Source organism: Thiothrix caldifontis, from assembly GCF_900107695.1.
Lineage (GTDB): Bacteria > Pseudomonadota > Gammaproteobacteria > Thiotrichales > Thiotrichaceae > Thiothrix > Thiothrix caldifontis.
In genome coordinates, this window is sequence record NZ_FNQP01000003.1 from 224,941 (window position 1) to 244,844 (window position 19,904).

The following is a 19,904-nucleotide window of genomic DNA, read 5'->3' on the forward strand; positions in this document are numbered from 1 at the left end:
TACGGGGAATCGCTGACACGCTACCGCCCTACTGCGCCGAAACCAGCATAGGGTCAGTCGCGTGTTGTTATGATTGGTATGGCGTGTGTTGGGTTGTCGCCAATGTTTGACGAATTGCCTGAAACTCTATCATAAGTTAGTAAAAAATACCCACTAATAACGCCCGCATTCGTGTTTATAACTGTCAACATCAATCTCTTCGACACCCGAAACACGATGTTTACCTTGCAAATTGGGGAGTATGTTCCATAATTTGCAGATGATTACCCGACAGCTATACCCACACCTTGTTGAACATTTGGCACAATTTCCCGCAGTAGCCTTACTGGGGCCGCGTCAGGCCGGTAAGACAACGCTGGCGGAAGTGCTGTGTTCACAGCGTGAATCCTGCCTTTACCTTGATCTGGAAAGCCCGACTGACCGCAATAAGTTGCTTGATCCTGAAGCCTATTTGAGTCAGCACGAAGACAAGTTGGTGATTCTGGATGAAGTGCAACGTTTGCCAGAACTGTTCCAGCCGTTACGCAGCCTGATTGATCGCGGCAGGAAAAAAGGGCTGCATCATGGACGCTTCCTGTTGCTGGGTTCTGCTTCTGGTGATTTGCTGCGGCAATCGGGTGAAAGCCTCGCGGGGCGGATTGCGTATCTGGAATTGCCACCGTTTCAGGTGATTGAAACACCACCTGCCGCGCAGGATGTGCTGTGGGTACGCGGCGGTTTCCCCACCAGTTTTCTGGCAGCGAATGACCGGCAAAGTGTCGTGTGGCGGCAAAACCTAATCAGCACTTACCTTGAACGTGATATTCCCTCTTACGGCACACGGATTCCGGCGGAAACCTTGCGGCGTTTCTGGACAATGCTGGCACACAATCAAGGTGGAATGCTCAACGTGTCGCAGTTGGGTAAAAACCTAATGGTGGATACCAAAACCGTGAGTCGCTATCTCGATTTATTGGTCGATTTGCTGCTGGTAAGACGGGTATTGCCTTGGCATAGCAACGTAGGCAAGCGTTTGGTGAAATCCCCCAAGGTGTATATCCGTGACAGTGGTCTGGTTCATGCCTTGCTGGGTATCCACGATGCCGATACCTTGTTGGGGCATCCCGTGGTGGGTAACAGTTGGGAAGGTTTTTGCATGGAAAACCTGCTGAATGCTGCTCCCTTTAATACCACATCGGGTTTTTACCGCAGCAGTGCGGGGGCAGAAGTTGATCTGTTGCTGGATATTGCTGGGCAAGGTTTGTGGGCGATCGAAATCAAACGCTCTGCCACAGCCAAGCCGCGCCGTGGTTTTTATCAGGCGTGTGAAGACCTGCAACCAGCCAAACGTTTGTTGGTGTATCCGGGCAACGAACGCTACCCGATTGGCGAGGGTGTGGAAGTGGTGGGATTGCGCTTGCTGGTGGAGCAATTGCAGCAGTTGGTGTGACTGTGCGGCGATGTGGTGGTATGGGGCGGGGGAACGCCTCAATTTGACGTTCCGGCAAGCGTTGTGAGAAAGTAGCAAATACCAGACTTTCCCTGTTTTCCTGCCTTGGGAGATTTCAATGTCGGATAAGAGCGACATTAGCAAACGCCGTCGTCACGCCAGCACCGGCAATGATCCCGTGCTGCTGGCACTCGGCGATCAAATACGCACCGCCCGCCTCGCTAATACCATGACCCAAGAAGAACTCGCGCTGGTTTCCGGCGTTGGGCGCGAACTGGTGATTCAGCTTGAAAACGGCAAACCGGGCGTGACCTTGGGTAAAGCCTGCCGCGTGTTGGCGGCATTAGGGCTGCAATTGACGGCACTGGAGCGTTGAGCATGTTGCAAGTGTTGTACGCGGATCAAACCGTCGGGCAATTGTGGAGCGAAGCACGGGAACTGTGTTTTTGTTACGCCGCCAGTTGGGTGCAAGCCTCGCACGCCTTCCCGCTGACACCGCAGTTGCCGCTTGGTTTGCAGCCGTTTCGTGGTGATAAGGTGCTATTCTTTTTCAGCAATCTGTTGCCAGAAGGCGCGGTGCTGGATGTGATCCTGAAACTCAAACGCTTGCCACGTGGTGATGTGTATGCACAATTGGCAGCCTTTGGCGCAAATGCGCTCGTACCGGAAAGCGAAATCCACCAACGCCAAGCGGCGTATCAACCCTACACCACTGAACATATCCGCGCTGATCTGGTGCGACTGAAAGACCATTTACCACTGTTGTTCCAGCATGGCGAATTGCGCCTCTCCTTAGCAGGAGCGCAGGACAAAATTCCGGTGCATTACGCTGCGGGTCAGTTTGGCTTGCCGATGGGGGGAGCGGCTTCAACGCATATTCTCAAACCAACGATTCAACCAGAAAAGTTGTTCCCTGATGCGGTGTTGAATGAAGCGTTTTGCTTGCGATTGGCGCGGCTGAGTGGGCTGGATGCGGTCAAATCGGAAGTCGTGCGCTTACCCGAAACTGTGTTGGTGGTTGAGCGTTACGACCGCATGGTGCAAGTTGGGCAAGTGCAACGTTTGCATCAACTGGATTTTTGCCAGCTTGCCGGAGTGCTGCCAGACCAGAAATACGCCAAAGACGGCGGCCCCAGCTTGGCAGACATTTTCCGCTTAATTGACCAATACGCGGCTGTACCGGGGCGCGACCGTTTAAAGGTGCTGGATTGGGTAGTGTTCAACTACCTGATTGGCAATGCTGATGCACACGCGAAAAATCTGGCAATGTTGTTGATGGCGGGCAACCGTTTGCAGCTTACGCCGCTCTACGACTTGCTGTGTACCACGGTTTATCCGTCACTCGATACCCGCATGGCGATGGCAATTGGTGGTGAGTACCGCCCAGAATGGGTGCAACAACGCCATTGGCAACGCTTTGCTGCCGAAGCAGGCATCAATCCCACCTTGTTGCAGAAACGTAGTCTTGCCCTGAGTAAGCGCGTATTGGCGAATATCCAGCCCGTTGTGGCTGAATTAGCCGTGGGAAATTGCCCCTTGATTGCAGACATTATCCGCCTTGTTCAGAAACGGGCGGAGTGGTTGGAATCACGCCAGATGGGGTTGTAATAGGAGCTATCGGCTTGGTGTTTGAAGTAGCGGTAGTGCCGTTGGGGATTGATGGTAGGGAGCGGGAAAGCAGTGTAAACCGTTAGACGATTTATAGGTTATTCTGTTGTACGATCTTTAGGTTATTGTGCTTTTTTCTGCGGCGATTCTGGGTAAACGCTCTGTCGAGGCGATGGATTCATTGAGCTTGCGTAGTTTGGTTAGTGAGATTTGAAATTGCCCATTGCTGGGGAGCGTCTTGCCTGCAAACTGTTGCCATATGTGATGCCCTGACCCGTTAAATATTTCTTCAAACGTACCATCGGCGAGTATTTTGATAATGATGGCATGGGTTGGCTGGCTACGAAATCCTACACTGTCGGCTTGCGTGGCTTTGATTTCGACCTCGCGCCCGGATGCGCTAATCGCGTCGTATCCTTTGTTGGAGGCTGGCTGTAACGTCAGCCCGTAAGCATCCGCCACCAAACATTCGCCAAGACTGCCCACCAGATGACCATCAGGCGTGAAATGTCGTCCCGGAAACATGTCTTCCAACGCCTTAACGGTGGTGTAAAGCTGCTGGACTAGGGACTGGAATTTTTGGTGATCAATCATAAGGGTTACGGTATTTACTCAACACCAAGCAATTCAATTTCATAGATCAGTACGGCATTGGCGGGAATGATGCCGGGAACGCCCGTCTGCTGGTACGCGAGGTGAGGGCTGATTTTTACGAGACTGTAAATCATACTGTTACTGCATTCAGGCACTCAATATCGTCAAACAGCGACTCTCCAACCAACCGAGTAAAGCCATTTTTCGTATTGCTCCTCTAGGTCTGGTGGTGTTGGAACGTTTTCGCGGGTACTTTGTTCTCTTATTTCGGCTGTCCTTTCTTCAATTGTATTCAAGCCAACCGCAAGTCGTCGCCCATTGACAGATTCGGGATTTTCAATCGGATAAGGATTAAGTTCACCGTTCTTATCTGGCTGGAATTGTGTCCCGTAAATTTGGGGTTTCCCCTCATACATGCAAATACGGTCTTCCAGCATTGCCACCTGCCAAGGAATAACGTCATTGTTGGATGCGGCTTGCTTAAGCAGAGACAGGCAATACCGCATAAAGGGAGGATTGCCAATAGCATGTTGTGTGATTAGCCATGCTGCCCATGCCCCGTCTTCACCAACAAGGCTTTTTCCAGGCCAGCCATACTGCTCAATGATGCTTGTAAGGTGAGCTGTATTGCTTTTATGAACAGCTTCCATACGAGGGTGATAACCGTAGTTGCCTAGAGAACCATCCGCGACTAACGCATCCCTTATGGAGTGATCATTTTCTGCCATCGCCACAAGTTCTTGGCTCAGGCGTTCATTTAAATACTGCATCAGAGCTTCCCTTCTGATTCTCATGGCAATCAATTTTCCACGATTATACTGTCAAAAATTGGTGTCTCGCAGTATTTTCCTCGATAGTTTCGCTATGAAAATACTTGTATTGATACAGCCCATTCTTGTTCCCAAACCATTAAAATACCCCCCATGAACCTCAACCTCTTCAACACCCCGCCCGAACCCTGGACTGAACCCTTAAGCCCCGGTGCGCTGGTATTGCGCCAATACGCGACCGCCCATACCGACCGCTTGCTGGCAGGCATCCACGCCATTGCCGCCCAAGCCCCGTTCCGGCAGATGCAAACGCCCGGCGGCTATACGATGTCGGTGGCAATGACCAACTGCGGCACGGTGGGCTGGATCACCGACCGCAAAGGCTACCGCTACAGCACCACCGACCCGCTGAGTGGGCAAGCCTGGCCTGCGCTGCCAGCGGATTTCCGCAGTTTGGCGCAAGCCGCAGCACTGGCGGCAGGTTTCCCTGCGTTCCAGCCGGATGCCTGCCTGATCAACCGCTATTCGGTGGGTGCGAAAATGGCACTGCATCAAGATCGGGACGAACGCGACCTGACCGCGCCGATTGTGTCGGTGTCGTTGGGTTTGCCCGCGACGTTTTTGTGGGGCGGATTGCAGCGCAGTGACAAGGCGCTGAAAGTGCCGTTGCTGCACGGCGATGTGGTGGTGTGGGGCAGGGAAGCGCGGTTGGTGTTCCACGGCATTGCACCACTCAAGGCGGGGCAACACCCGCTGCTGGGTGAAGTGCGTATCAACCTGACGTTTCGGCAGGGTTTATAGACCAAAGCGATGTAACGACCAGCCGACACCGCCATCAACCACTTCGGGATGCCCCCGATGCATCAGGCTGCTAACCGCTGCAACCTGTCCGGGTGGCACATCGACACTCAGCAGGATTTCGTGGTGGCGTAACGCATCCCTGAAATCCGTGACATGTGCTTTGGGGATACGGGTCGCGAATACATAGCCAGCACTGAAGGTCAGCGCCATGATTATTAACGCCAGTGCCGCCCATCCCAATGAGGAATAAAACAACGCCACACCAAAGCCAGCCAAGGCGATGAAAAACAGGATCAGGTCGGCATTCCAGCAGACTTTTTCCACCAACACATCCAGACCGCGCTTTTGTCGGTCGGAGGCGGGGGGTAAGCCAGCGAGTTCTTGTTTATCTGCCGAAAAAGCATGAATATCGGTTTCCTTGATCCCCATATCCTCCAATTGCAAGACAGCCTGATTGGTTTGTTTCCGGGATGGAAACAGGAAAAAGAGTCTTCTGTACATGACGGAACTCCTCGCGTGAAGTACTTAGCCTGTACGTTAAGCGCAATCCTGCCAGCAGTCAAAAGCAGCTACATTCCGTGCGTTCATGATGACCGCGTGATGACAACATTGCCCTGTTTGCGCCCGCTATCCACATAACGATGCGCGGCTACGATCTGCTCGAATGGAAAACACCGGTCAATAACCGGGCGATATTTCCCTTTCAATGCCAAATTCGCGAGAAAACTTAATGCCTTAGCATCACCAAATGCTACCCCGGTAATAAGCCTTTTGTTGCCTGTCATCGCCCCCCACGGGATTGCCAGCATCTCCGGCAAACTCGCTGCCACCAGCACAAGACGGCCTCCGGCCTTGAGTGCAGCTTTACAGTGGGCGTATGACACATGGCCCGTGGTGTCGAGGATGACATGGTACGTTGTATTCTGCTGGGTGAAATCTTCTTGCGTATAATCAATTACATGATCAGCACCGAGTGATTTCACCAAGGCCAGATTGGTGGTGCTGCATACGCCCGTGACTTCAGCGCCAAAGTGTTTTGCCAGTTGTACCGCAGCCGTGCCTACACCACCGGAAGCGCCATTGATGAGTATTTTGTCTCCGCTTTGCAGCTTGGCTTTGCGGAGGAAGTGCAAGGCAGTGGTTCCGCCAAACGATAGGGCGGCAGCCTCTGCAAAGCTGAGGTTAGCGGGCTTGCGTACTATTGCGCCCTTTTCGGGCAGGCAGGTGTATTCTGCGTAACAGCCCATGCGGGTATCGGTGAAAGCAAACACGGGATCGCCTACCTGAAATCGGCTGACGTTTGCACCGATGGCGGCAACTGTACCGGCAAGCTCGCTTCCCAAAATGGCTTGTCTAGGGCGGTTAATGCCCAGTGCCAAACGCATCAACAGCCGGAAACCTTTGGGAGTATTAAGGCCGCGTACCCGGCAATCCGCTGACGTGACCGTTGTGGTGTGTATTTTGATCAGAATTTCATTGTCTTTCGGAACAGGTTTTTCCACATGCTGCCATTGCAGGACTTCGGGGGAACCGTATTGCTTGCACACTATCGCTTTCATGCGTTGCCTTCCGGGAATGAAAAGTTGACCACTTCCACTCGCTCGCCATCCGTGACCAGCAGCCATGCGACAAGGTTTTGCAACGCTGCAATCTCCGGCAATTGCAGATAGCCTTGCACCTGCTCGATACCTTCCTGCTTTTTGGCTGCCCAACCGGCATCCTTATCGCTTTTCTTGCTGTATTTCAGTTCGATCAAATGCTGGTGCGGCACTGCGATGGGGTTGCGTTCCAGCAGCAAAATGTCGGGGTAACGGCGGTTGAGTTCACGTTCGCTTTGCACGAAATAGATTTGTGTCTGGTACAACAGCGTCAGCAGCAGCACCTTGACGTGCTTTTCATCCATTCCCATTGCATCACGGTTGGAAAGCAGTTGCAAGGCACGCACCATTTCATCCATCAAGGGCTGAATGTCGGCGTACAGTGCCAGCTTTTCCACCGCTAGCCGCAATGCCTGATTCGGGATGCTGATCTGGTTGCGGCGTTCCAGTTCCACCTTGAAATAATGGAAGTAAAACTCGCGGATGGCGTAATTGGGGATAACGAACGTTTCACCCGATAACGTTTCATTTTGTAGGGTCACAAAGCCCATATAGGCGAGTAAGCTGATGAAGTCATCGCGATCAAACCCTTTGTCGAATTCAAATTTGCGGCGTTGTGAAGCTTGGACTGTGCCTTGATTAATCAGCTCATCCAGCACTGCGAAATTTTCATCACGATTACCAATACTGAACATACCCATGATTTTGCCGTAATCGGAGGCAATATTTTCATCCATCATTGGCTTGGGGTAAGCACAACGGCGCAGATCAAAATTCTTCACGAAATACAGCACCATATTGGCGTTGTAAACCGTTTCTGGGGACTTGATGTTGAAACGGTAGCCGTTGTACCAGCGGGTGACGTCTGCCAGCAACTGTTCCAACGCCACCGGGCAACTATCCGCCAACGGTTGCAGCAAACCGCTGACTTCCGTTTTAGTAAAGCCAATCGCTTCATTGAAACCTTCATGCAGCGAGAGATTTTGCCCGATGTTAAAACCGCTGGTCATGCTGTCGAGCATAATGGGGGTAACGCCGGTGACGAACAGCCGATCCAGTGTGCCGCGTTGCGTGGCGGTTTTGAGTGTTTCGTAGAAGCTGCGCACAAAGCCGCCTTTGCCCATGACTCGCAAGAACAGTTTCATATCAGCGGCGAGAATGCTGTTGGCAAAATGGTCGTATTCGTCGATCAGCAGCAGCAGCTTTTGCCCGGACATCACGTCCCAAAAATGCTGCATTTTGGCAGCGGGTGAGGTTTTCGCCAGCACTTCGCGTTGAAACGTTTCAGGATAAGCATAACGCCGCAAAAAATGTTGCAGGTGGCTATCGAGTTTCTCATTGATACGCTGGAGAATCGTGTCATGTCCCTCATCGGTATCAATACCGCTGAAATCCATGAATAGCACCTGATAGCTGTTGCGCAACGGGGTGGGATTTTGCCCAATAGCCAACCGACCAAACAGGGTATCGAATTCATCCCGATACGCCACGTCGTAATAATATTCGAGCATCGACAAAAACAGGCTTTTACCAAAACGGCGCGGACGCAGCAGAAACAAGTATTTGCCTGCTTCTTCCAACTGGTTAATGGTCGCAGTCTTGTCAACATAAACGTAACCACCGCTGATGACGGTTTTGAAATTGCTTTCGCCGTAGGGAATTTTCATGCCGTTATTATCCTTCGGATTGATAGAGGGAGTTTAACATAAGCCGTGCCGCCGATGGTCAAGCCGTACAGCGTTTGTGGGGTAGAGCGTTGCGTTGTGAACGGCATAGGCTACACTCATCACACCGTTATCCGTGTTTTCGCGCAACAGCCAAGGAAGGTTCGATGAATACCGTGTTCGCCAGCATTCGCCGTCAGTTTGCCAAGCATTTGTGGATACGCCCCACGCTTGCCGCGTTGTTATCCATGGGGTTGGCGGCGTTTGCGTATTGGTTTGGGCAAACATTTGAGCAACGTTTTGATCTGAATATCAGTGAGGATTCGTTGGTATCGCTGTTGGGGACGTTTGCGTCGAGCATGTTGTCAGTCGCCACGTTTACCTTGGCGGGGATTATTACGGCGGCCTCATCAGCATCCAATTCCACCACGCCGCGTGCTTCACGGCTGATTTTGGCGGATAACACCGCGCAATTTGTGTTGTCATCCTTTGTGGCGGCTTTTATCTACGGATTCGTGAGTATTTTTGCACTGAAAGCCTTTCATTACGGCAATAACGGGCGCTTTATTCTGTTTTTGGGCTTGATTGGGATTGTCAGTCTGGTGTTGGTCGCGTTTTTACGCTGGGTCAATTACGCCATGCGTTTGGGCAGGCAAAGCACCACGATTGAGAAATTGGTAGTCACGGCGAAAGCGGCACTGCAACACAACGTAGTCGGTACGTTTGGGGCAAAACGGTGGGATGGTGCAATCCCCGCTGACAGTTGCCCCGTTTACCCGCAGAGTTACGGCTACGTGGTGTTGCTGAATGTCCCTAAAGTGCAAGCCTTGGCCGCTGCGCAAGATTGTCAGGTGATTTTGGCAACCCGCCCCGCTGAAGTGGCGGATAAAACCTTGCCGTTGGCTTACATTACGCCCGCGCAGGTGGCGGATGAGGCACTGGTGAATGCGGTGCGCCAAACCATTACGCTGGATACTTGGCGGCAGGCGGAAGTGGATGTGCGTTATAACCTGCTCAACCTGGCGGAAACAGCGGATCGTGCCTTGTCGCCAGCGGTAAACGACCCTGGCACTGCGATTAATATTTTGCATGTATTGCAGGAATTGTTAGCCCATTGGGCGGAAATACGCAGTGATGAAGCGTGTTTTCAGGTTGAATACCCCGCCGTCAGTGTGTTGCCGTTGACCGCCGAGGAATTGGTGAACGATAGCTTTTCACCAATTGCGCGTGACGGCGCAGCGATTGCCGAAGTGGGGATTCGTCTGCAAAAGGTATTGGCATCCTTGACGCGTCACGGCGATGCGGAACTTGCCGCTGCTGCTCGGCAAATGTCCGCCACGGCGTTGGAGTTTGCGGAACAAGCCTTGATTGCTAGCTCACAGCGGCAGAAAGTGCGGGATGCCGCAGCGCAGGTGCTTGCTTAGCAGGGCGGAATCAAGGCCGCCAATTCCTTGCCTTCCACTTTTTGGCGCAAATCGTAATCGACCAATAAAGGCAGATAGCCCGATTCCCTGTCCAGTTGCAGGAACGTGGTGGCGGGGATTTTGCCTGCGGGCAGTTCAGTCTTGCGGCACGCATCCACCCCGACACCCATTGAGGCTTCCGGTTTCTTGCCACCATCGGCTTTTTTCGCCTTCAGCGTGTCGCGGAAGTGTTGCAGGCGCGGAATATCCGCCGGTGCAAGTCGGTACGCATACAGGGTATAGCCCGGTTTGGCGTTATCGGCAAGCGTTTTACCTTCCAGTGCCAGCGGGATGGCTTCGAGGTTGAAACGTTCGTTAATGGGTGTTTCACCGTCGCGTTTCATGCCGAGTTCCAGCTTGACCCCATCCGGGCGTGGCGCAACCCAATCTGGCATTTGCGCGGCAACCCGTAAAATGGTCGGGTCAACCGTCATCAGGTCAGCGGTGGCGAGTTTGTAGAGCGTTTTGACGGGGATGGCGGTGCAGGCGACCAGTAGCAGTGTCGTGGCAACGGGGAGCAGTTGTTTCATCTTAAATCACCTTTTTGGTTGAAGTAATTATCGTAATACAATAATATTTGGCTTCGCAACATGAAAGCGAAGTTAATATGAAATTTGATACATCTCACCTGAAACATTGGCTGGCACCGGCGGCAAAAATGCTGGTGTTAATCGGGGCTTTGGTGGTGATGCTTGCCCATGCCTTGCAAGCCGCCGCCGCGATTGCCGACGATAACCGCCAGATTGTGTGACCCCCATGCCCATTATTGTGAACCTTGATGTGATGCTCGCCAAACGCAAGATGCGCTCGAAGGAGCTGGCGGAACGCATTGGCATTACCGAACAGAATGTGTCCCTGCTCAAATCTGGTAAGGTGAAAGGCATTCGCTTTGATACGCTGGCAAAGATTTGCGAAGTGTTGCAGTGTCAGCCGGGGGATATTTTGGCGTTTGAGTCTGAAACTGGAGAGTAAAAGGAATACCACCGTGAATGCTGTTACACATGACACCACCCTGTGCCGTTGCGCATGGGTAGACCTGAGCAAACCCGATTACGTCGCCTACCACGACGAAGAATGGGGCGTACCCGTCCACGATGACCGCAAATTGTTCGAGTTCATCGTGCTGGAATCGGCGCAAGCGGGCTTGAGTTGGTACACCATCCTGCGCAAACGCGAAAATTACCGCCAAGCCTTCGATGACTTCGACCCCGAAAAAATCGCGCTCTACGACGCTGCCAAAGTCGAGGAATTGCTAGGCAATGCCGGAATTATCCGCAACCGCCTGAAAGTATTGGCAACCATCAACAATGCACAACGCTTTCTGGCAGTGCAGGCAGAATTCGGCAGTTTTGATGCTTATCTGTGGAAATTTGTTGGCGGCAAACCCATCGTGAACCACCGAAAAACCTTGGCAGAATACCCCACCACCACCCCGGAATCGGATGCAATGAGCAAGGATTTGAAAAAGCGCGGCTTCAAATTCATGGGTTCAACCGTGTGCTACGCGCACATGCAGGCGACAGGGATGGTGAATGACCACATGCTCGACTGCTTCCGGCGGGAGGGATAGCCAATGGCAACCGAGTTAAGTTTCGTCGAATACGTCCGCGACCAGATGCAGGGCGCGGGGCAAGTATCGTTCAGGAAGATGTTTGGCGAATACGCTCTGTATTGTGAACGCGAGTTTCAGCAAGCTGTGAAAGCTGATTTGCCCAGTGGTTTCGTTACGGCAACGCGGGCAATTCCACCGCAAACACCGTGCCGCCACCGTCTCTGGCTTGGCAAACCACATTGCCGCCGTGACGGGTAGCAATTTGCTTGACCAGACTTAAGCCTAAACCCCAGCCGCCTTGCGCTTCGCCGTGTCCGGCAGGTCGATAGAAGGGTTCAAATACATGGGCTTGTGCGGCGGGGGGAATGCCTGCGCCGCGATCCAAGACTTGCAGGGTAACGCTGTCGGCAGTGGGGCTAAAAAGTCGGGCGGTGACATCGCCGCCGCCGTGCCGCCGTGCATTTTCCAGCAAGTTACGGATCAAACGGCGCAGTAAACGTTCATCACCCATGACTTGTAAGGTTTGGGCTTCGCAATCGGCAGCGGTTCGCGCACATTCTTCCGCCAGCAAGGCTGCGAGGTCAACGGGCTGGCTTTCGAGCGGAATTTCGAGCGTATCCAAACGGCTGGCGAGCAGGATTTCTTCCACCAATTGGTTGAGTTCGCGCATGTCTTGGCGCATGGCGGTAACGGCGGGCGTGTTTTCAATGTGCTGCTGTTCGGCAAGCATGGCGAGGCTCATTTGCATCCGTGCCAGTGGCGAACGCAATTCGTGCGAGGCATTCGCCAGCAATTGGCGGTGTCCGGCGAGCAAGGCTTGGATGCGTGCGGCAGATTGGTTGAAACTGCTGGCGAGTACCGCGACTTCATCGCAGCCTTTGACGGTCATGCGGGTTTCGAGTTTGCCTTCGCCCAAGGCTTCCACGCTTTGACGCAATTGTTCCAGACGGTAAGTGAGGCGACGCGCAATCGGGTATGCGCCCAACGATACCACCAGCGCGGTCAGCATCAGCAGTGGAATAATCGGGATATGGGTCACGCCTTCGGCACGCAAATGCAGCAACAAACCGGAGAGTGCCGACACCAGCAATACGCTGCTGATCACCACCACGTAGATTTGCCAGAACAAGCGTTTGCGCAGGCGATGGAAACGGCGCGGCTCTTCCACGCTTTCAACATGCTGCAAGTAATGCTGGTGCAAGTGTTCGCGCATCGCTTGTGCACCGTGGTTGGCTGGGCAGTGGCGTTCAAATTTCATAGGGTATCGTCGCTGTCTTGCGCACGGGCGAACACATAACCTGCCCCGCGCAGGGTCAGGATGCGGCGTGGGTGTTTGGGATTGTCTTCAATCGCGGCACGTAAGCGTGAAATGTGGACATCAATCGAGCGGTCGAAGGCTTCCAGCGGTTCGCCTTTCACCATGTCCATGAGTTGGTCGCGGCTTAACACCCGTCCGGCGCGTTCCGCCATTGCCACCAGCAGGTCGAATTGGTAACTGGTGACTTCGCGCACTTGCCCGTCAACACGGATTTCACGGGCTTCGCGGTCGATTTCCAAACGCCCAAACCGTAACACGGGGACATGCGCGGCATCGCGTGCGCCACGCCGTAAAATCGCTTTGATGCGGGCGCGTAATTCACGCGGTTCAAACGGTTTGGGTAAGTAATCATCCGCGCCCATTTCCAAGCCGATAATGCGGTCGGTGGCATCGCCGCGTGCAGTGAGCATCAGGATCGGAATTTGCGCGGTATTGCCAGTGCGTAAGGTGCGGCACAAGTCCAAGCCATCCGCGTCGGGCAGCATCAAATCCAGAATAATCAACGCCCAATGCCCTTGCGCCGCGAGTTGCAAGCCACTTTTGCCAGTGTGGGCGCAGGTCACGGCATAACCCGCTTCGGCGAGGTATTGCACCAGCATTTGGCTTAAACGCACATCGTCATCAATCAATAGCAACGGTTCTGGCATGATTCCTCCCAATACGGCAAAGCGTTACCCCCGATTGGAGCAACGCTTGCGTATTATCCTCGATAGCGGGTGACGATGAACGTGTTTAGTGTAGCAAATTAACCGCTTTGGCGCGTTGGTCGGGGGTGGCGGCAATGCCATCCAGCATCATGCTCAACGGCATTTGTTGTACCCGCCCATTGTAGGCTTGCGTCACGCTGGGCTGTTCCATGTGCCCCATGCGCATATGTTTATCGTGGTGATGGCTGCAACCTTTGCCCGCGAAAAAGCTCAGTAGGGCAATGGCGATAATACCTAAGACAAGTTTTTTCTTGCAGCAATGTTTGCCGTGCCAGTCACCCTTTTCACCACCAAACGGGCGGCATTTGCTCCAACGGCAACCGCTGGTGTGACTTTCTGGCACTGTTTCTGCGGTCGGCTGGCTGTTTTCTGGGGTAGTGTCAGTGGTTTTGGTTTCGTCAGTCATGAGAGGTACTCCATTCAAAATCAGTTGCTTGGTTTTTATCAACCAGTGTGTGATCTGGTATGGGTACATCATGCAGCGCGGGCATTGCTGGAATGTGGCGCGAATGTAAAGTTTTGTGAAGTGATGACGGTGGTTGTAACCTTTCGCGCTAGCGCTTGTATAAGTGCTATCACCCACGCACCGGGAACTTTTGTGGACATCCAAACCATCCTCCAGCACATCGCCCAAGGCAATCGGCAGGCATTCGCGCCGCTGGTGGAACGCTATCAGCGCCCGTTGTTCAGCTACCTGGGGCGCATGGGTTTCACACCCGCGCAGGCAGAAGATTTGGCACAGGAAACCTTCACCCGCGCATGGCAACATTTGGGGCAATACGACGCGCACCGTGCTGAATTTTCCACATGGCTATTCACCATCGCCCGCCGTTTGGCGTTAAATGAGCTGGAACGCGCAGGCAATCGGCTGGAAATGCACTGGGGCGAAGATGTACCCGACGTTGCCAGCCAAGACGCTACCCCGCTGGAACACACCGAACAACACGAGCAGCAACGCCGCTTGCAAGCCGCCCTCAAACGCTTACCCCCGCAAGAACGCAGCCTGTTAGCCTTGGCGTATAGTCAGGGTTTGGATATGCAAGCCATTGCCCACATCGAAGGCTGTAGCGTCGGCGCAGTCAAAACCCGTTTGCACCGCGCCCGCGAACAATTACGCCACTGGCTAGGAGCTTGACATGGCACAACACGACGATCCCTTGGAACGCTTACTGCAACTCGAGCCGCTGGATGTGCCGCAAGGTTTCAGCGAGCGGGTAATGCAGCGCATCACCTATTTACCTTTGCCCGCGCAAGGCAGCCAGCCCTTGGAATGGTTGCAATGGTTAGCGTTGGCAGGCGGCGCATTGGCGGGTATCGGTCAAGTGCTGGGCTTTGTGTTCGGCATCTGGATGGTGAGTGCAGCGGGTTAAATGCGCTGTAACCGTTGCCGATCTCGGCGGTATAACTCAGCATGAATCACAACTTTGGAGCTTTCCATGCAATCGGATACTTTGATTTACCAACGCCGCCAGCCGTGGTTTGCGGCATTCATGTCCTTCATCCTGCCCGGTTTTGGGCAGCTTTATAACGGTGACTGGAATAAGGCGACCTGGCTGTTTCTGGGCTTTGCGCTGTTGGCAGTTCCGGCGATTGCGGTGATTGCCTTGTATTTGCCTGCGGGCTGGACGTTTCCAACCCTGTTACTGAGTTTGTTGACCTTATTGGGGCTGTGGGGCTATAGCGTGGTGGATGCGTTTCGCACCGCGCGGCGTTTGCAGGCTTATACCCCGAAGCCTTGGCAGCGGGGCAGTTTATACGTGCTGGTGTGGTTGTTGTGCAGTGTGCTCACCTTGCCGTTACTGATTGATTTTGTGCGCACGCATTTGGTCGAGTCGTTCCGTATACCGTCGGCGAGTATGCAGCCAGCGGTGCTGGCGGGAGATATTCTGTTTGCCGATAAACGCTATAACCGCCCCGGCCTGAAGGCGGTGCAACGTGGGGATATTGCGATCTTTGTGTATCCGAATGACCGCACCACGTATTACATCAAGCGCATTGTCGGCTTGCCGGGGGATGTGATGAAAGTCGAGGGCGGCGAAATTACCGTGCCAGCAGGAGAGGTGTTTGTACTGGGGGATAACCGTGCTGCCAGCAAAGATTCCCGCGATTTCGGCACCGTGCCGTTGCAGGATGTGGTGGGCAAGGCGCGGCAAATCTGGTTTTCCCGTGGTGATGGTGCAATACGCTGGGAGCGTTTAGGCAAAGTGGTCGAGTAAGACAGTTGGAAAGACTGTTTCATGGCGGTTTTTGCATAGGCTTTGGCTGATTCATCCAATTTATTCCGAACCATTTCCATCATGATTAACCTCAAGTCAGCAGTGTTAGAACGCTGAACACGATCAACAGTCGAGTTCCACTCAAGAGGTGATTATCATGAACATGAAAAAGATGCGCGGTGCTATTGATCCAATCACATTGGGCTTCCTGATTACTGCGGCTATCGGAATCATGAGCGCTCATACCAGTGCCAGGATTCAGCAGACACCTGCTGTACAACAGGGGCAGGTTCAACCCATTAATGTAGTCTATTTAACCCACCAGCAGTAAGCCTCACTTTCAGACCGGGGTGGTGGGGTTTGCCGCCCCTGTCTGTTGTCATTCCGCCTGCATTTTCCTGTATGCTTACCCTCATCAGTGGCGCTTGTCGCCAGCGCGAGCGAGGGAAACAGTAATCATGAATGAAGCGGCTTTTCTGCTCTACGCACTCACCGGCATCATGGCGATGTCATTGGGGTGGGATGGCTTCAAAAACCGTTATTTACCGATTGCCCGACCGTTTACGGTATTCGCTTACTTAATGGCCATCTTTGCCGGTTTACGTGCGCTCGAACTGTTTGAATGGGATAAGGGGCAATTGATCGGGCAGGCTTTACTGGATTTTGATTTTTTGTTGGCATCTTTAGTTTATCCGATCTGGGTCTGGATGCTGCTGGAATACCAACAGGAACGGAAGGTTGCCATGACTGATTTCAGAATCCTGCTGTTTCTGATTCATCCGGTGCTGCAATTTCTGCTGGTGGTTTTTGATATGGTTGCTCATGGTTATTTAAGTCAGGCATCCAGCGTTGCGCTGATAAATCCTGAGCAACGGCTCGGCAGTTATGTCATTGTTCGGTATATCTATGCGTGGAGTACATTATTGCTGTTAACGGTGCTTACGCCTTATCTGATGATAAAAAAACAGCAACACACGATTTCGGATGTAGTCAAAATCGTCGTATTAACACCGTTGCCGTTTGCCTTTTTTGCCCTGCATAAATACGGTGTGACTGAATACCGTTTGACGGTCGTTTTTATGACCCTTTATTTGTTCTGGATCAGCCGTCAGTACCGCTTGCTGGATGTCATGCCATTAGCCTTGCGCGGCGTTATGGATAACGTCAATTCGGGCATTTTGGTGAGTAATGCTCAAGCGAAATTGCTGTTTGTAAATGAGTGTGCCAATAAACTTCTCAACCTTGACCTATCGCCAGAGACGCTTAAGCGGCGTGAACAGGACATTCCCGAAAAGCTCAAACAGTGCTTTGATTTTTCGAGTCCGAAAAAACAGGAAGCACAACTGGAGATTGAGGGCAGTCATCAAGGCGCACCCCATCGTCATATTGATGCGGTTTTACAACCTATTTTGCACCCCAAAACCCAGCGGCATTTAGGGGCTACGCTGTCGTTGCATGATGTCACAGAGCGCAAAAATACCGAGCTGCAACTGCAACGCTTTGACCGCCAGAAGTCCGAGTTTTTCGCAGGTATTTCGCATGAATTCCGCACCCCGCTGACCTTAAGTCTGGGTAATCTGGATGATGTCTTGGAAGACGCTGAGCGTATCAAACCCGCAGAACTGAAAGCCGCATTATCCAGCGTTAAACACAACAATCAGCGCTTGTTGGCATTGGTCAACCAGTTGCTGGAGTTATCGCGGCTGGAAGCGGGTTCGTTGCCGATCAAGCCTACTTTGCTGCATCTGGACAGTTATCTGCCGCCGCTGATTGCCAATTTCGAGTCGCAAGCCAGCAGGCAACGCTGCCACATCCACTTGCAGTTCAATCATCACACCGCGCAACAGTCTGCGTTGTATTTCGATGCGGATGCCTTCGATAAGGTGATGCTCAACCTCATCTCCAATGCCCTGAAAAGTATGCCGGAGGGTGGTGATGTCACCATCCAACTGGGCTCACCGGATGATGCAACGCTGCAACTCAGCGTGCGTGATACCGGCTGTGGCATTCCCGCCGATGCCTTGGACAAGGTGTTTGAGATGTTCTATTCCCACGAACACAGCAATCCCGCTTGGCAACCGGGTACAGGGGTTGGCTTGTCACTCGTCAAGCAATTGTTAAAGCGACATGGCGCGGACATTCAGGTGGAAAGTGTCGAAGGGCAGGGATCAACCTTTACCATTACCTTTCGCAAAGGCTATGCACATTTCCCGCCGGAATTGGTGGTGCAACATCAATCCAATGCCGCGCTTGCTGCCGACAAGTATCAGCATTTACTGACGTTGGATGCTGTCGGTGAACCCGTGCGGATTGATAACGATGCCGTGTTGATGGGTTTTGAGCGCAATGAAGTTTCCGAAAAACTGGTGTTGCTGGTTGACGATAATGCCGAGATGCGTGCCTACATCCGCAAGCATCTGGCGATCCATTTTCGCTTGATCGAAGCCGCCGATGGTGAAGAAGGGCTGGCACTGGCGCGGGAAGCCATGCCCGATCTGGTGTTGTCGGATGTGATGATGCCGAAAATGAATGGCTATGAGCTGTGCCGTGAACTGAAAAGCCATCCGCAAACCAGCCATATTCCGGTGTTGCTGTTGACCGCCAAATCCAGCCACAACGAAAAGCTGGAAGGGTTGGAACTGGGCGCGGATGATTACCTGAGCAAGCCTTTTGATGTCAGGGAACTGACGCTGCGGATGAACAATCTCATTGCGTCACGGCGCACGATTCAGGCGTTTTACCAGCATCACGGTTTGCAGCAAGTGATCTGTCATCCCGAACTGCCCAAACGCGAAACCTCGTTTCTCGATACCCTGCAAAAATACGTGGAAGCCAATATTGGCAATGCCGACATCAAAGTCGCGGATTTAGCCGAAGCGGTGCACATGAGTGAGCGCAGTTTAAACCGCAAGCTGAAAGCCTTAACCGGCGATACCCCCAAAAACATGGTATTAGTGATTCGTCTGGAATACGCCAAAAAGATCCTGACGCATCACCCGGATGAACCCGTCACACAAGTCGCTTATCAAGCGGGTTTTGCCGATGCTTCGCACTTCACCCGTAGTTTTAAGGCTTACTATGCGATGACACCCACAAAATTCAGGGAGCAAAACGCAGCAACACCCTGAATAGCATTACCACGACAGCGACGTACCGACCGAAAAGGTATCAGAATCAAGGCCAGTATCTTTCTGGGTCTGGCTGCCAATATATTTCGCATTGACACTGGCATGACGACTGAGCGGGTAAGCCAGGTTCAGTCCCCAGGCAACGTTTTCCTTGGCATCGTTTTTGTCCACACCATCCACGGTTTTCTCGCCACCCGTCTCATAACTCAGGCCGCCGCCCACCCAAAATCCCGGACGGATCGTATAACTGAGGTGACTATGCAGCACGTATAGCGGGTCTTGTTCCAACTTTTTACCCTTAAAGTATTGGTCATTGTCGGTGAATAGCGCTGCTTCACCCGTTACCTCGGTAGTCCACTTACCTGCATTATGCGTAACGCCAATTTGTGGGCGAAACGTAAAGCGGTTATCGCCAATATTCACCAGTTGATCCTCGAAATATTCACCTGTTGGCAGGCGTACCGCCAGTCCAGCACCGACGAGAGTCTCCTTATCCACTTGGGCGCGGTAGGCAGCATAGTCTTTGCCGCTTAACGGTGGTGCGCCGTTGAGGTTGATGGCAAAACGCGCCACCGTGTCTGCCAGGCCACTTCTTGAAACTGATTTCTGCGTGCCATCTATCACACCTGTCCAGGTACCATCCTGATAGGCTTGCGTCAGCTCAATGCGTGCTGACTTGTCGAGCAGCTCAAAAGTGTGTACGTATTTACCAGCCAACGTGTCTAACGACATCCCCACATCTTCGAGTCTGAAGGTGGGGTCAAGCAGAATATCAGCCTCCGTATGGGCATAGCCGATACCCGCAATATTGGTCCCTACCGGAAGGTGTTGCCATTTGCGGGGTTCAGGCTCAAGGGCAAAGCAGGGCGGCAGCAGCCCGACATACAGTAACAGAACACCACTGCCACCCCGGATAACCCGGCTTTTTCCAGCGCAGCAGTGAAGAGGGCGTATGCAATACGCCCCTATACGCATCAACTTTAAGCCCTCCATTCCCTAACTTGCTGTAATCTCATCCAATTATTAGGTTTTTTCCTCCGTTTGTTTTGTCGGCAA

The 19,904-nt window shown here is 52.8% G+C and carries 25 protein-coding genes; 14 read left to right on the plus strand and 11 right to left on the minus strand.

Translation table 11 applies throughout. The features are described 5' to 3' along the window. The first annotated feature begins 241 nt into the window (after nt 1–241). The 3 genes from BLV87_RS03805 to BLV87_RS03815 all read left to right on the plus strand — a co-directional run bounded on the left by BLV87_RS03805 (nt 242) and on the right by BLV87_RS03815 (nt 3,037). Nucleotides 242–1,429 carry an ATP-binding protein gene (locus BLV87_RS03805; protein ID WP_245706905.1) on the plus strand — a complete coding sequence of 396 codons (1,188 nt, stop codon included), beginning with the start codon at nt 242–244 and terminating at the stop codon, nt 1,427–1,429. Nucleotides 1,430–1,547: 118 nt separating this feature from the next. Next, a complete protein-coding gene (locus tag BLV87_RS03810) occupies nt 1,548–1,805 on the plus strand; it encodes a helix-turn-helix domain-containing protein (protein ID WP_093065553.1) in 258 nt (85 codons plus the stop codon). A 2-nt stretch (nt 1,806–1,807) separates the two neighbouring features. Then, nucleotides 1,808–3,037: a type II toxin-antitoxin system HipA family toxin gene (locus BLV87_RS03815; RefSeq protein ID WP_093065555.1), complete on the plus strand. Its 1,230-nt coding sequence runs from the start codon at nt 1,808–1,810 to the stop codon at nt 3,035–3,037. 117 nt (nt 3,038–3,154) lie between these two features. Here the strand turns inward: BLV87_RS03815 and BLV87_RS03820 are convergent, their stop codons facing one another. From BLV87_RS03820 to BLV87_RS03830, 3 genes are read right to left on the minus strand one after another with little or no spacing between them, the layout of a single operon-like run. Further along, nucleotides 3,155–3,631 carry a DUF6998 domain-containing protein gene (locus BLV87_RS03820; protein WP_093065557.1) on the minus strand — a complete coding sequence of 159 codons (477 nt, stop codon included), beginning with the start codon at nt 3,629–3,631 and terminating at the stop codon, nt 3,155–3,157. 14 nt (nt 3,632–3,645) lie between these two features. Further along, the gene (locus tag BLV87_RS03825; protein WP_093065559.1) at nt 3,646–3,765 is read right to left on the minus strand and encodes an FKBP-type peptidyl-prolyl cis-trans isomerase; all 120 of its coding nucleotides are present in this window, start codon (nt 3,763–3,765) and stop codon (nt 3,646–3,648) included. A 30-nt stretch (nt 3,766–3,795) separates the two neighbouring features. Continuing rightward, the gene (locus tag BLV87_RS03830; RefSeq protein ID WP_093065561.1) at nt 3,796–4,401 is read right to left on the minus strand and encodes a DUF6624 domain-containing protein; all 606 of its coding nucleotides are present in this window, start codon (nt 4,399–4,401) and stop codon (nt 3,796–3,798) included. Between the two features lie 153 nt (nt 4,402–4,554). Between BLV87_RS03830 and alkB the strand changes: the two genes are divergently transcribed. Further along, nucleotides 4,555–5,202, plus strand: coding sequence for a DNA oxidative demethylase AlkB (gene alkB, locus BLV87_RS03835; RefSeq protein WP_093065563.1), 648 nt, complete (start codon nt 4,555–4,557; stop codon nt 5,200–5,202). On the opposite strand, the gene BLV87_RS03840 is transcribed toward alkB, so the two are convergent. The 3 genes from BLV87_RS03840 to BLV87_RS03850 form a co-directional block, all read right to left on the minus strand. Then, the gene (locus BLV87_RS03840) at nt 5,197–5,703 is read right to left on the minus strand and encodes a hypothetical protein (RefSeq protein WP_093065565.1); all 507 of its coding nucleotides are present in this window, start codon (nt 5,701–5,703) and stop codon (nt 5,197–5,199) included. The two genes, alkB and BLV87_RS03840, sit on opposite strands and share 6 nt — an antisense overlap. Before the next feature lie 83 nt (nt 5,704–5,786). After that, nucleotides 5,787–6,761 carry an NAD(P)-dependent alcohol dehydrogenase gene (locus BLV87_RS03845; protein WP_093065567.1) on the minus strand — a complete coding sequence of 325 codons (975 nt, stop codon included), beginning with the start codon at nt 6,759–6,761 and terminating at the stop codon, nt 5,787–5,789. Next, nucleotides 6,758–8,467 carry an AAA family ATPase gene (locus BLV87_RS03850; RefSeq protein ID WP_093065569.1) on the minus strand — a complete coding sequence of 570 codons (1,710 nt, stop codon included), beginning with the start codon at nt 8,465–8,467 and terminating at the stop codon, nt 6,758–6,760. Before BLV87_RS03850 ends, BLV87_RS03845 begins: the two co-directional genes overlap by 4 nt. A gap of 164 nt (nt 8,468–8,631) precedes the next feature. Here BLV87_RS03850 and BLV87_RS03855 point away from each other — a divergent pair, with 164 nt between their 5' ends. Next, nucleotides 8,632–9,888, plus strand: coding sequence for a DUF2254 domain-containing protein (locus BLV87_RS03855; protein WP_093065571.1), 1,257 nt, complete (start codon nt 8,632–8,634; stop codon nt 9,886–9,888). On the opposite strand, the gene BLV87_RS03860 is transcribed toward BLV87_RS03855, so the two are convergent. Next, nucleotides 9,885–10,457 carry a hypothetical protein gene (locus BLV87_RS03860; protein WP_093065573.1) on the minus strand — a complete coding sequence of 191 codons (573 nt, stop codon included), beginning with the start codon at nt 10,455–10,457 and terminating at the stop codon, nt 9,885–9,887. The genes BLV87_RS03855 and BLV87_RS03860 overlap by 4 nt on opposite strands. Nucleotides 10,458–10,534: 77 nt before the next feature. On the opposite strand from BLV87_RS03860, the gene BLV87_RS19220 reads away from it, so the two are divergent. Genes BLV87_RS19220 through BLV87_RS19225 form a run of 4 tightly spaced genes read left to right on the plus strand, consistent with a single transcriptional unit; the run spans nt 10,535 to nt 11,737 of the window. Then, on the plus strand, nt 10,535–10,678 hold the full coding sequence (locus BLV87_RS19220) for a hypothetical protein (RefSeq protein ID WP_175517827.1): 144 nt from the start codon (nt 10,535–10,537) through the stop codon (nt 10,676–10,678). 5 nt (nt 10,679–10,683) lie between these two features. Further along, nucleotides 10,684–10,899: a helix-turn-helix domain-containing protein gene (locus BLV87_RS03865; protein WP_093065575.1), complete on the plus strand. Its 216-nt coding sequence runs from the start codon at nt 10,684–10,686 to the stop codon at nt 10,897–10,899. A 13-nt stretch (nt 10,900–10,912) separates the two neighbouring features. After that, complete coding sequence (locus BLV87_RS03870; protein ID WP_342719247.1) at nt 10,913–11,497, plus strand: DNA-3-methyladenine glycosylase I; 585 nt, start codon at nt 10,913–10,915, stop codon at nt 11,495–11,497. Nucleotides 11,498–11,500: 3 nt separating this feature from the next. Further along, entirely contained in the window at nt 11,501–11,737 is a 237-nt protein-coding gene (locus BLV87_RS19225; RefSeq protein WP_175517828.1) for a hypothetical protein, read from the plus strand. Here BLV87_RS19225 and BLV87_RS03880 read toward each other — a convergent pair. The 3 genes from BLV87_RS03880 to BLV87_RS19230 all read right to left on the minus strand — a co-directional run bounded on the left by BLV87_RS03880 (nt 11,652) and on the right by BLV87_RS19230 (nt 13,910). Then, entirely contained in the window at nt 11,652–12,737 is a 1,086-nt protein-coding gene (locus tag BLV87_RS03880) for a sensor histidine kinase (protein WP_245706906.1), read from the minus strand. The genes BLV87_RS19225 and BLV87_RS03880 overlap by 86 nt on opposite strands. Beyond that, complete coding sequence (locus tag BLV87_RS03885; protein WP_093065577.1) at nt 12,734–13,444, minus strand: response regulator; 711 nt, start codon at nt 13,442–13,444, stop codon at nt 12,734–12,736. The genes BLV87_RS03880 and BLV87_RS03885 overlap by 4 nt, the downstream gene beginning before the upstream one ends. Before the next feature lie 85 nt (nt 13,445–13,529). After that, a complete protein-coding gene (locus tag BLV87_RS19230; protein WP_175517829.1) occupies nt 13,530–13,910 on the minus strand; it encodes a hypothetical protein in 381 nt (126 codons plus the stop codon). Between the two features lie 45 nt (nt 13,911–13,955). Between BLV87_RS19230 and BLV87_RS03890 the strand changes: the two genes are divergently transcribed. The 5 genes from BLV87_RS03890 to BLV87_RS03905 all read left to right on the plus strand — a co-directional run bounded on the left by BLV87_RS03890 (nt 13,956) and on the right by BLV87_RS03905 (nt 18,848). After that, on the plus strand, nt 13,956–14,639 hold the full coding sequence (locus BLV87_RS03890; RefSeq protein WP_175517830.1) for an RNA polymerase sigma factor: 684 nt from the start codon (nt 13,956–13,958) through the stop codon (nt 14,637–14,639). A gap of 1 nt (nt 14,640) precedes the next feature. Further along, the gene (locus BLV87_RS03895; protein ID WP_093065581.1) at nt 14,641–14,874 is read left to right on the plus strand and encodes a hypothetical protein; all 234 of its coding nucleotides are present in this window, start codon (nt 14,641–14,643) and stop codon (nt 14,872–14,874) included. Nucleotides 14,875–14,940: 66 nt separating this feature from the next. Continuing rightward, nucleotides 14,941–15,720: a signal peptidase I gene (gene lepB, locus BLV87_RS03900; protein WP_093065583.1), complete on the plus strand. Its 780-nt coding sequence runs from the start codon at nt 14,941–14,943 to the stop codon at nt 15,718–15,720. Nucleotides 15,721–15,877: 157 nt separating this feature from the next. Beyond that, the gene (locus BLV87_RS19235) at nt 15,878–16,051 is read left to right on the plus strand and encodes a hypothetical protein (RefSeq protein ID WP_175517831.1); all 174 of its coding nucleotides are present in this window, start codon (nt 15,878–15,880) and stop codon (nt 16,049–16,051) included. Between the two features lie 127 nt (nt 16,052–16,178). Then, a complete protein-coding gene (locus BLV87_RS03905; RefSeq protein ID WP_093065585.1) occupies nt 16,179–18,848 on the plus strand; it encodes a response regulator in 2,670 nt (889 codons plus the stop codon). A gap of 6 nt (nt 18,849–18,854) precedes the next feature. Here the strand turns inward: BLV87_RS03905 and BLV87_RS03910 are convergent, their stop codons facing one another. Beyond that, a complete protein-coding gene (locus BLV87_RS03910) occupies nt 18,855–19,841 on the minus strand; it encodes a transporter (protein WP_093065587.1) in 987 nt (328 codons plus the stop codon). Nucleotides 19,842–19,904: the final 63 nt, after the last annotated feature.

Bases quoted from the DNA above. Each gene is read 5' to 3' on its own strand.
- BLV87_RS03805 (WP_245706905.1), top strand. From the start codon at position 242: ATGTTCCATAATTTGCAGATGATTACCCGACAGCTATACCCACACCTT.
- BLV87_RS03810 (WP_093065553.1), top strand. From the start codon at position 1,548: ATGTCGGATAAGAGCGACATTAGCAAACGCCGTCGTCACGCCAGCACC.
- BLV87_RS03815 (WP_093065555.1), top strand. From the start codon at position 1,808: ATGTTGCAAGTGTTGTACGCGGATCAAACCGTCGGGCAATTGTGGAGC.
- BLV87_RS03820 (WP_093065557.1), bottom strand. From the start codon at position 3,631: ATGATTGATCACCAAAAATTCCAGTCCCTAGTCCAGCAGCTTTACACC.
- BLV87_RS03825 (WP_093065559.1), bottom strand. From the start codon at position 3,765: ATGATTTACAGTCTCGTAAAAATCAGCCCTCACCTCGCGTACCAGCAG.
- BLV87_RS03830 (WP_093065561.1), bottom strand. From the start codon at position 4,401: ATGCAGTATTTAAATGAACGCCTGAGCCAAGAACTTGTGGCGATGGCA.
- alkB (WP_093065563.1), top strand. From the start codon at position 4,555: ATGAACCTCAACCTCTTCAACACCCCGCCCGAACCCTGGACTGAACCC.
- BLV87_RS03840 (WP_093065565.1), bottom strand. From the start codon at position 5,703: ATGTACAGAAGACTCTTTTTCCTGTTTCCATCCCGGAAACAAACCAAT.
- BLV87_RS03845 (WP_093065567.1), bottom strand. From the start codon at position 6,761: ATGAAAGCGATAGTGTGCAAGCAATACGGTTCCCCCGAAGTCCTGCAA.
- BLV87_RS03850 (WP_093065569.1), bottom strand. From the start codon at position 8,467: ATGAAAATTCCCTACGGCGAAAGCAATTTCAAAACCGTCATCAGCGGT.
- BLV87_RS03855 (WP_093065571.1), top strand. From the start codon at position 8,632: ATGAATACCGTGTTCGCCAGCATTCGCCGTCAGTTTGCCAAGCATTTG.
- BLV87_RS03860 (WP_093065573.1), bottom strand. From the start codon at position 10,457: ATGAAACAACTGCTCCCCGTTGCCACGACACTGCTACTGGTCGCCTGC.
- BLV87_RS19220 (WP_175517827.1), top strand. From the start codon at position 10,535: ATGAAATTTGATACATCTCACCTGAAACATTGGCTGGCACCGGCGGCA.
- BLV87_RS03865 (WP_093065575.1), top strand. From the start codon at position 10,684: ATGCCCATTATTGTGAACCTTGATGTGATGCTCGCCAAACGCAAGATG.
- BLV87_RS19225 (WP_175517828.1), top strand. From the start codon at position 11,501: ATGGCAACCGAGTTAAGTTTCGTCGAATACGTCCGCGACCAGATGCAG.
- BLV87_RS03880 (WP_245706906.1), bottom strand. From the start codon at position 12,737: ATGAAATTTGAACGCCACTGCCCAGCCAACCACGGTGCACAAGCGATG.
- BLV87_RS03885 (WP_093065577.1), bottom strand. From the start codon at position 13,444: ATGCCAGAACCGTTGCTATTGATTGATGACGATGTGCGTTTAAGCCAA.
- BLV87_RS19230 (WP_175517829.1), bottom strand. From the start codon at position 13,910: ATGACTGACGAAACCAAAACCACTGACACTACCCCAGAAAACAGCCAG.
- BLV87_RS03895 (WP_093065581.1), top strand. From the start codon at position 14,641: ATGGCACAACACGACGATCCCTTGGAACGCTTACTGCAACTCGAGCCG.
- lepB (WP_093065583.1), top strand. From the start codon at position 14,941: ATGCAATCGGATACTTTGATTTACCAACGCCGCCAGCCGTGGTTTGCG.
- BLV87_RS19235 (WP_175517831.1), top strand. From the start codon at position 15,878: ATGAACATGAAAAAGATGCGCGGTGCTATTGATCCAATCACATTGGGC.
- BLV87_RS03905 (WP_093065585.1), top strand. From the start codon at position 16,179: ATGAATGAAGCGGCTTTTCTGCTCTACGCACTCACCGGCATCATGGCG.
- BLV87_RS03910 (WP_093065587.1), bottom strand. From the start codon at position 19,841: ATGGAGGGCTTAAAGTTGATGCGTATAGGGGCGTATTGCATACGCCCT.